The organism is Myxococcus sp. CA023, assembly GCF_010998615.1.
Lineage (GTDB): Bacteria > Myxococcota > Myxococcia > Myxococcales > Myxococcaceae > Myxococcus.
In genome coordinates, this window is the sequence record NZ_JAAEAH010000144.1 from 1 (window position 1) to 9,466 (window position 9,466).

Below are 9,466 nucleotides of genomic sequence, written 5' to 3' on the forward strand. Positions count from 1 at the left end.
CCCAAGGTCCCTCCCCGGGCAAAGGTCCCCGCCATGCCCGCCCGGACGCTGGCCGCCCGGCCTGGGCGCTGGCTGTGGACCTGCCGCGCGGGTTTCGAGTCCCACCTCTTCGAGGAACTGGAGTGGGCCGGCGCCGAGCCCCGTCTGCTGGGCGAAGCCCTGGTGGAGAGTGACGCCGTCTCCGGCCCTCCGCCCGCCTTCGCCCGCGCGGGCTACCAGGTGGCCGCCACCCTGACGGCCACCAGCCCCGAAGCCATCGCTGAAGCCGCGACTCGGACCGTGCTGGCGCTTCCCGGGCGGGCCCCCTGGGCGGTGCAGGCCTTCACGCCCGACACTCCGCGTGGCAACGCCCTGGCACCCGTGGCGGAAGCGCTGGAATCCGCCGTGTCCGCCAGGCTGCCGGCAGAGCGCCGCATCGAGGACGCCCAGCGGGCGCGCGAGGCGGGGGCGCTGCTCGTGTCCCTGTGCGTGGCGCCGGACGACGTGACGGTGGTGGGCGCGGTGCACGCGCGCGAGGCCGTGTCCCTGGCGGCGGGTGGACGCAGGCGCATGCGGCGGGCTGGAGACGCGCCGTCGCGCGCGGCCATGAAGTTGGAGGAGGCCCTGGACGGACTGGCCTTCGAGCCTGGGCGCGGCGATGTGTGCGTGGACCTGGGCGCGGCGCCGGGCGGCTGGACGCAGCGGTTGGTGAGCCGCGGCGCGAAGGTGGTGGCGGTGGACCCGGCCCGGCTGATGCCGGAGCTGACGGGGAACCCGCGCGTGAAGCACGTTCAGGAGAGCGCCTTCGCCTATGCGCCCGACGAGCCGGCGGACTGGCTCTTCTGCGACATGGCGTGGCGTCCCCTGGAAGTGGCGCAGTTGCTGGCCAAATGGGGCCGCCGCGGTTGGGCGCAGCACCTGGTGGCCAACATCAAGCTGCCCATGAAGGACAAGAACCCCATCCTGCTTCGGGTGCGCCACACGCTCGTCCAGGAGGGCGGCTGGGAGGGGCTCACCGTCCGCCAGCTCTACCATGACCGGGATGAGGTCACCGTCACCGCGCACAAGATGAAGTGAGCCCCTGCGCCTTGGCGATGGACGCGCTACACAAGGAGCGCAATGCCCTACCCTCTCGACGACGCCACCGCCACCGCCCTCATCGCCCTCCATCCCTGGGTGCTCACCCGCAGCCCCCAGGCCCCGGTGCAGGCCGCCGTGGAGGTGCTCGTCCAGGCGGAGCAGGCCCGGCGTGGCCAGCCGGACACGAAAACGGGCGCGCTCCAGGTGCCGGCGCTCACCCAGGGCAACCTCCTCAAGGAGGAGTACGACTTGTCCACCCACGGCCATCATGACGGGTGGCGCGTGGGCGCCGTCATCGCGGACGTGCAGGGGATGATCAACGTCAACGCCCGCTTCGGCTTCCCCACCGGGGACGCGGTGCTGCGCGCCACCGTGGAGTCCCTCTCCGCTCAGTACCCCGGCGCGAAGGTGGTGCGCATCCACGCGGACGCTTTCGCCGCCCTGCTCGTGCCGACGTCGCAGCTCACGGTGGAGGAGCACCTCGCCGCGCCTACGCGCGAACGGTTGGCGCAGGGCGTGCGCCCTGTGCTGCCCCCGGGAACGCCCGACGCGGACGTGCCCTCATGGACGGTGAGCCTGCTGGAGTTGACGGTGGACGCGCCCTCGCACTGGCAGGTGCTGGGGCCGCTGCTGTGGGCAGAGCTGGAGCGCACCCACGTCATGGAGCGCACCGGCCGCGCGCAGGGGCTTCAGCGCAGGCGCATCCGGCTGGATGGCTCCATTCCCGGCCCCGCGACGCTCTGAGACCGCGCGGTCTCGCCTGAGCGCCAGGCCATTCTGGCCATCCTCGCTGGGGCGGTCACTGCACGCGCTCCCGGAGCCCTTCGGGCTACCACGGGAGCGCGCTCCTTCCGTCCGCAGCGAGGCGCCTCGACGAACCACCGAGACGTCATCCCTCCGCGCCGGCTACTCCTCGAGGATGAACTTGCGGGGGTTCTGCCCGATGCCGTTGACGCGGACCTCGTAGTGGAGGTGCGGGCCCGTGGAGCGGCCGGTGTTGCCGACGGCGGCGATGTGCATGCCGCGCTTCACCTTGTCGCCGGCCTTCACCAGCATCTTCGACAGGTGGCCGTAGCGCGTCTTGATGCCATAGCCATGGTCGATGACGAGCACGTTGCCGTAGCCACCCTCCAGGCCCGCGAACACCACCGTGCCGTCCGACGGCGCGTAGACTTCCTTGCCGTGCGGCGCCGCGATGTCCATGCCGCCGTGCATGACGCGGTCCGCGGTGTACGGGTCCAGGCGCGAGCCGAAATCGCTCGTCACCCAGCCGCGCGCGGGCCAGATGGACGGCGTGGAGGCCAGCAGCGACTTCTGGTCCTGGAAGTAGGCTTGCAGCTCCTGGAGGCTCTGCTCCTGGCGGGTGGCCTCCGCGCTCAGGCGGTCCAACCGGCCCATCAGCGCCTTGGGCGTCTCCGTGGAAGTCAGCTGCGTGAACTGCGTGTCCGTGGCCGGCGCCGTCGTGCCCGCCTCGGGCTCCGTCGGGCCCATGGCCAGGTTGCGCTGAGGATCGGACAGCAGCGTCACCGCGCGCAGCTTCTGGTCGAAGCGCTCCACCCGGTCCAACGTGGAGCCGATGTGCTCGATGCGCTCACGCACCGACTTGAGCTGCGAGCGCAGCGTCAGGTTCTCTTCGCGAAGGATGCGGTTCTCGGAGGCGTCCGCGGCCACCTGGAAGTAGTGCACGCTCGCACCCACGCCCAGTCCCACCACGAGCATCAGTCCCATCCCCACCTGGGTGAGAAAGGACCGCTGGATGGTGTACCGCTTGACCGGAGCGTCATGGTCCGGAATCACCATCAGTGTGAAGGACTTTTTCGCCACGGGACAGCTCCCCTGCTTGCGTGGGACTACTGGCGCAGCAAGCTAAGTCGCTTGCTCTCGCGCAACACCTCCCCCCGCCGCCTACCCCTCCCGCTTCGTCGCCCACCGGCATTTCGACTCGGCTGGAAACGTTGGGGCAGCTACCACTCACATTCGAAGAGTGTCAAGGTCAACAGACCCGCAGGGAGGTCTGCTGGCCACGTGCAGACTCTGGGTGTGTCAGGCTTCCACTCGCACGACGATGACGGTGATGTTATCGTCACCGCCACGCTCGTTGGCGAAGTCGATGAGACGCTTGGGGACCTCTTCGAAGGTCCGCGCATTCACCACGGTTTCGTGGATTTCCCGGTCCTCCATCATGTTCGCGAGGCCGTCCGAACAGAGGAGGAAGACGTCTCCGGGCTCTGACACCAGCCCCATGACGTCCACCTGCACCTCCTCCTCGAAGCCGACGGAGCGGGTGATGATGTTCTTGTAGCGGGAGTGCTTCGCCTCTTCCGGGGTAATCATCCCCGCCTTGATCTGCTCGTTGACCAGCGAGTGGTCCTCGGAGATCTGCTGGATGAGGTCGCCGCGGATGAGGTACGCGCGGCTGTCACCCACGTGGGCGAAGAAGGCGTGCTCGTCGCGCACCACCAGGGAGATGACGGTGGTGCCCATGCCGGACAGCCGCGCATCTTCCTGCGCGGCCGTGAAGATGGCCAGACAGGCCCGCTCCACGGCGGTGCGCAGCGCCTCCGGAATCGGAGAGTCCTGGAGATTCGGGACGGAAAGGAAGGGGTTGTCCTTGCCTTCCCGCGCCCGGCGCATCTCTTTGTCGATGGTCTCCACCGCGATGCGGGACGCAGTGCCGCCGCCCGCATGGCCGCCCATTCCGTCGGCCACGACGTAGAGCTGGAGCTCATCATCAATGAGGAAGCTGTCCTCGTTGTGATTACGTTTGCGCCCGACATCCGTCAGGCCGGCGGAAATTATCTTCAAGCGGGAGGCCGCGGTCTGCCCTGCGGTGCTGGACACACCCGGGATGCTATGTGAGGCCCAAGGATGGGGCAAGGACACGGATGCACCTAGCGTAATTCACGCGGTGCGTCGGAGCCGCCCCCGGGGGCTCCCCTCCGGTCCAGACTCCCTGCGGGCCCGGGTCCCCAGCGCCCTGTTGGCAGAACGCACCAGGGCCTCCGCCGCTCCCAGGGCCTCACGCGTCACCTCGACACCCGACATCATCCGTGCCAGTTCCCGGGTCCGTTCCGCCCCTGCCTCCAGCACCACCACCTCCGAGACAGTGCGCTCGCCCTTGAGGCCCTTGCGGATGAGCAGGTGGGCATCCGCATAGGCGGCCACCTGCGGCAGGTGGGTGATGCAGAGCACCTGACGGTGACTGCTCACGTCCTTGATCATCCGCCCCACCACGTCCGCGATGGCGCCGCTGACGCCCGCGTCCGCTTCGTCCAGGATGTAGCACCCGCCCCCATCGCTGTCGGCCAGGGCCTTCTTGAGCGCCAGCAGCAGCCGGCTCGCCTCACCGCCTGAGGCCACCTTCGCCAGCGCTCGCGGCGGCTCGCCAGGGTTCGCGCTGAAGAAGAACTCCACGTCATCCATGCCGTCCGGGCGCAGCGACTCCGATGGCGTCACCCGCACCTCGAAGGCCGCCTTGCCCATGGCCAGCTGCCCCAGGCCCTCGCGCACCTGCACGGCGAACGTCACCGCACTGGCCGCACGCGCCCGTGTCAGTGCCGCCCCGGCCTTCCGGGCCCGCTCCTCCACCTTGCGGCGGTCGGCGGCCAGCTCCTCCAGGATTTCCTTCCGGTTCTCCAGCGTGCCCAGCTCCACCTCGATTTCGCCCCGCTTCTTCAGCAGGCCATCCAGGTGAGTGCCGTGCTTGCGGCACAGACGCTTGAGCGCGTCCAGCCGCTCCTCCACGTCCGCCAGCCGCGAAGGGTCCGACTCCAGCCCCTCCACGTACCGGTTGAGCCGCCGCTGCGCCTCCTCCAGCTCCGACAGCGCGGTGCTCAGCGCCTGCGCCACCGGCGCCAGCGTGGCGTCACACTTCACCGATTCGTGCACCAGCCCCAGCGCGCGGCCCACCGTCTCCACGGCGGACTGCTCCTCGCCGGACACCAGCAGCTCCGCTTCCGAGGCGTGGCGCTTGAGCTTCTCCGCGCCGCCCAGCCGCTTGCGCTCCGCGTCCAGCCGCGCGTCCTCGCCGGCCTCCGGGTCCAGGCGCGTGATTTCATCAAGCTGGAAGCGCAGGAACTCGGCGCGCTCGCGCACCTTCGCCTCGTCTCCGCCTAGCGCCTCCATGCGCGCGTCCACCTCGCGCAGGCCGGTGTACTCCCTGAAGAAGGCCGCCAACACCTCCTCCAGGTTGCCGTACCGGTCGAGCAGCACCCGGTGCAGGCCCGAATCAAAGAGGCTGACGTGCTCGTGCTGGCCGGCGATGTCCACCGCCCCACGCGTGAGCTTGCCCAGCACGCCCACTGTCACCAGTGAGCCGTTGACGTAGGCCTTGCCGCGCCCGGTGCGTCCCAGCACCCGGCGCACCAGCACCTCTTCCCCCAGGTCCGGAAGCCCCAGCTCCTCCAGCCGGGTCTCCAACGCGGGAGTCCGCGCGAAGACGCCCTCCACGGACGCCTCTTCACAACCGGCGCGAATGACATCCGCGTCGGCGCGCCCCCCGAGCAAAAGGCCCAGTGCATCCACGAGGATGGACTTGCCCGCACCTGTCTCACCCGTGAGGACGGTGAGGCCGGCTCCGAACGCCACCTCCACCTCCTCGATCACCGCCACGTTCGAAATCCGCAGACCCAGCAGCACGCGCGCCCTCCAATGTCCGTACGACGGCCCTGGTACCTGAACACCCTAGCAGGTCCGACTGACACTGCACAGGCGTTCGGGTCGAGCGCACGGATGGCGGGCGGGAGGGGAAGGGGCCTCGTTGGGGCCCCAACCTCGCAAGTCCTCAGATTTCCGTGAAGAGCTCCTGGATGTCCTGCTCCGTGAGCGTCCGGCCCATCTCGTCACCTTCCCCGCCGAGCACGCCAGCGGCCAGCTCCCGCTTGCGGCGCTGGAGGGCGAGGATCTTCTCCTCCACGGTGCCGCGGGTGATCAGCTTGTAGCTGATGACGGCGCGCGTCTGCCCGATGCGGTGCGTACGGTCCGTGGCCTGGTCCTCCACGGCCGGGTTCCACCACGGGTCGAAGTGGATGACGTAGTCGGCCGCGGTGAGGTTCAAGCCGGTGCCGCCCGCCTTGAGGGAGATGAAGAAGAGCGGCGGACCGTCCGGGTTGTTGTACTCGTCCACCTTGCCCATGCGGTCCTTGGTGCGACCGTCCAGGTAGAGGTAGCGCAGGCCCTTCTTGTCCGCCTCCTGCTTCAGCAGCTCCAGCATCTCCGTGAACTGGCTGAAGACGAGCGCGCGGTGGCCTTCCGCCACCAGGTCCTCCACCAGTTGGAGGAAGCGCTCCACCTTCGCGCTGGGCGGCATCAGGGTGCCGGGCGGCATCTTGAGCAGGCGCGGATCGCAGCACACCTGACGCAGGCGCATCAGCGCGGCCAGAATCGACACGCGGCTGCGCTTGAAGCCCACCTTTTCGATGCTCTCGTGCACCTTGCGGCGGCTCTCCTCCAACACCTCGCGATAGAGCGCGGCCTGACCGGGCTCCATCTCGCACCAGGCGACGCTCTCCGTCTTCGGCGGCAGGTCCTTGGCCACCTCCGTCTTCAAGCGACGCAGGATGAAGGGCTGGATGCGGCGGCGCAGCCGGTCCTTCGCAGTGCTGTCGTTGGCCACCTGGATGGGCTGCTCGTAGCGGTCCCCGAAGCCATCCGAGCTGCCGAGGAAGCCCGGCATCAGGAAGTCGAAGATGCTCCAGAGTTCCGACAGGCGGTTCTCCAGCGGCGTACCGGTGAGCGCCAGACGCGTCTCGCTGGGGAGCGCCTTGCACGCCTGCGCGGTGGCGCTGCCCGCGTTCTTGATGTTCTGCGCCTCGTCCAGAATGATGTAGCGGAAGCCCACCTGGGACAGCTGGTCCAAATCACGGCGGACCAACGCGTAGGACGTGAGGACCAAGTCCATGCCCTTCAGGTCCTCTGCCCGCTCCTTGCGGTCCTGACCGTGCCACACCATCGTCTTGAGGCCCGGCGTGAAGCGCTCGGCCTCGCGCTCCCAGTTGGCCAGCACGCTGGTGGGCGCCACCACGAGCGACGGCTTGCGCCCCTCGTCGTTGGCCACCTTCTGCATCAGGCTGAGCGACTGGATGGTCTTACCCAGACCCATGTCGTCCGCGAGGATGCCGGACAGGCCGTGGCGGCGCAGGAACCAGAGCCAGGACAGGCCCGCCTCCTGGTAGTGGCGCAGCGTGGCTTGGAGCCCATCGGGCACGCCCACCTTCGGCACGCCCGCCGTCTCGCGCAGCTCCAGCATCGCCTGGCGCGCCTTGGCCTCCACCTCGGTGAACTCCCCCAGGTCCGCCAACAGGTCCAACGCGACGGCCTGGTGCAGCGGCAGCCGCGTGCGCGAGCGGCCCGGCAGCGCGCCGGCTTCCTCGAGCAGGTCCGCCACGCGCTTGATTTCGACGGGGTCCGCCTCCGCGAAGGTACCGTCCTTCAGGGGGACGAAGCGGCGGCCGGAGTCCAGCCACATGCGCACCGCGCCCAGGTCCACGGCCTGGTCGTCAGTGACGAACTCCGCATCCAGGTCGAACCACTGCACGCCGCTCATGCCCACGCGGATGCGCGGCTTGAGCTTGGGACGCAGGCGCACCTTGGGGGCCTGCACGCCAAAGCGCTCCCAGTCCTCGGGGAGCGAGGCCAGGCCCCGAGCCCAGAACTCAAGCGCGATGTCGGCCGTGGCGTCGAAGACCTGCGACTGCGGCTCGAAGCGCAGGCCCAAGTCCAGCAGCAGCTTCCCCGCGCCGCGCTCCAGCTCCTCGCGACGCCGGTACAGCTTGCGGCTGTCCCCGCCCACGCCGCTGGCATAGCCCAGGTGCGTGGCAGTGGGGGACACCGGCACCGTCGACTGGCCGTACTTGGCGGCCAGCTGCACCTTCACGCGCTCGGGGGTGCCCTCCAACGTGAGCATGAAGCGAGGCTCCACGGCCTCGTCCACGTCGATGTCGTCCGCCTTCAGCGCCATGCGGAAGCGCGGCAGGTGCGCGGCGAAGAAGGTCAGCACCCGGTCCAGCTGCCCCGTGGGGAAGGACATGCTGGGCTCGAGCAGCCACTTGCGCAGCAGCCGCGGCGGGAAGTCCGGCTCCACCGGGTGCAGGTTCTGCCCCTGGATGACCCAGGTGCGCCGGCCCGACAGGATGATGACGTCCTTGAGCGCGTAGCTCGCGTTGTCCGGGAAGAGCAACTCGATGCGCGCAGTGGCGCCGTCCGGGCGGGACTCCAGATGAATCTGGGGCCGCACCGGCACCTCGGTGTCGATGAGCGCCGTGCCACGGTAGATGACGCGGCGGTGGCGCAAGAGCTCCAGCGCCTCGCTCAGCTCCTCGTCGGACAGGACCAGGCGCGAGTCATAGCGGTGCTCGTGGCGCGACAGCTGCATGAAGACGCGCTCGTCCGCGGGGGAGATGCGGCCCCCCGTCTGCAGCAGCCGCTTGACGTGGATGGGCCCCTTCGTCTGCGCGTCCTGCCGGCGCACGTCGATGATCCACTGCCGGATGCTGCCGTTCCCCGTGCTGGCGGCCGTGAGGCGGTAGAAGAATTCGTAGTCGGGCTGAGAAGATAGACCGAGCCAGCTCTCCACTTTGGCGAGGGCCGGGAGGCTGACCGGGTCGCCGCTCGACGGCACCGGCTCCACGTGGGGCTCGTCATCGATGACGGCTTCCTTCGGCTCGGGAGCCGCGGCGACGGGCTCGGCCGGGCGAGGCGCGGGCGGACCGGGCGGACGAAAACGCGCGGCGTAGATGAGCGCCGCGGCCACCACGTGCTTGCAGTGGGGGCCTTCGACGTTCCACGACGGACAGGTACAGGTCGACGTGGCTCGGCCATTTCCCAGATGCAGGGCCGTCTGATACCGCTCGCCGGACGAACCGGCGACCTGGGCGCTGATGCGGTCCCCTTCACGATTGAGGCCGAAGACGCGGCGCGACTCCGCCACCTCGCGCCCCTGCTTGAAGGTCGTGGGTTGAACTTCGGCCTTCAGGGCACGGAGCCACTGGGTGTCCTGAGGCGGGAGGATCTCTCGAATATCGGCGGTGGATTGCACGGCTGGCACAGGCCCCAGGCTCCAAATCGCCAGGGAACCCGTTGAACTACCACAGCAACGAGGCTCCCGGTCGCGGGAAAAATCAATGCGTCCGCCAGCAGAATCCACCGCTGGCATCAAGCTGTGAGAGCATCAACCCCCGCCATGGCCCGGACCGTCCGCTTTCGCGCCTCCGATACCCGCCTGCTTCTCTGGAAGGCGTCCGGCACGCCGAGCCGACGCGCCGCCCCTCTCCCCAGAGACGGAACGTCCCCCGTGAGGACATTCCGCCTGGCGAATGCCCCCTGCGGGCAGGGGTCCGTCGCCATGGCGACAGGGCAGGCGGCCGTCCGAGCCTCCCGTCCCCCGGTCCTCCCCTTCCTGTCCCTTATA

At 69.3% G+C, this 9,466-nt stretch carries 6 protein-coding genes; 2 read left to right on the forward strand and 4 right to left on the reverse strand.

From position 1 onward, the window contains the following. Positions 1–1,056: 23S rRNA (cytidine(2498)-2'-O)-methyltransferase RlmM (gene rlmM, locus F8M74_RS36490; protein ID WP_239005009.1), on the forward strand; the 1,056-nt coding region annotated here is incomplete at its 5' end. Positions 1,057–1,098: 42 nt separating this feature from the next. Then, positions 1,099–1,803 (forward strand): diguanylate cyclase, encoded by a 705-nt coding sequence (locus F8M74_RS36495; protein WP_141258817.1) that lies wholly within the window; start codon positions 1,099–1,101, stop codon positions 1,801–1,803. A gap of 162 nt (positions 1,804–1,965) precedes the next feature. Here the strand turns inward: F8M74_RS36495 and F8M74_RS38595 are convergent, their stop codons facing one another. The 4 genes from F8M74_RS38595 to F8M74_RS36515 all read right to left on the reverse strand — a co-directional run bounded on the left by F8M74_RS38595 (position 1,966) and on the right by F8M74_RS36515 (position 9,094). Then, complete coding sequence (locus F8M74_RS38595) at positions 1,966–2,883, reverse strand: peptidoglycan DD-metalloendopeptidase family protein (protein ID WP_043711991.1); 918 nt, start codon at positions 2,881–2,883, stop codon at positions 1,966–1,968. 219 nt (positions 2,884–3,102) lie between these two features. Next, positions 3,103–3,864 carry a Stp1/IreP family PP2C-type Ser/Thr phosphatase gene (locus tag F8M74_RS36505; protein ID WP_216620790.1) on the reverse strand — a complete coding sequence of 254 codons (762 nt, stop codon included), beginning with the start codon at positions 3,862–3,864 and terminating at the stop codon, positions 3,103–3,105. Between the two features lie 96 nt (positions 3,865–3,960). After that, the gene (gene recN, locus F8M74_RS36510) at positions 3,961–5,697 is read right to left on the reverse strand and encodes a DNA repair protein RecN (RefSeq protein WP_141258819.1); all 1,737 of its coding nucleotides are present in this window, start codon (positions 5,695–5,697) and stop codon (positions 3,961–3,963) included. 145 nt (positions 5,698–5,842) lie between these two features. Beyond that, the gene (locus tag F8M74_RS36515; protein ID WP_141258820.1) at positions 5,843–9,094 is read right to left on the reverse strand and encodes a DEAD/DEAH box helicase; all 3,252 of its coding nucleotides are present in this window, start codon (positions 9,092–9,094) and stop codon (positions 5,843–5,845) included. Positions 9,095–9,466: the final 372 nt, after the last annotated feature.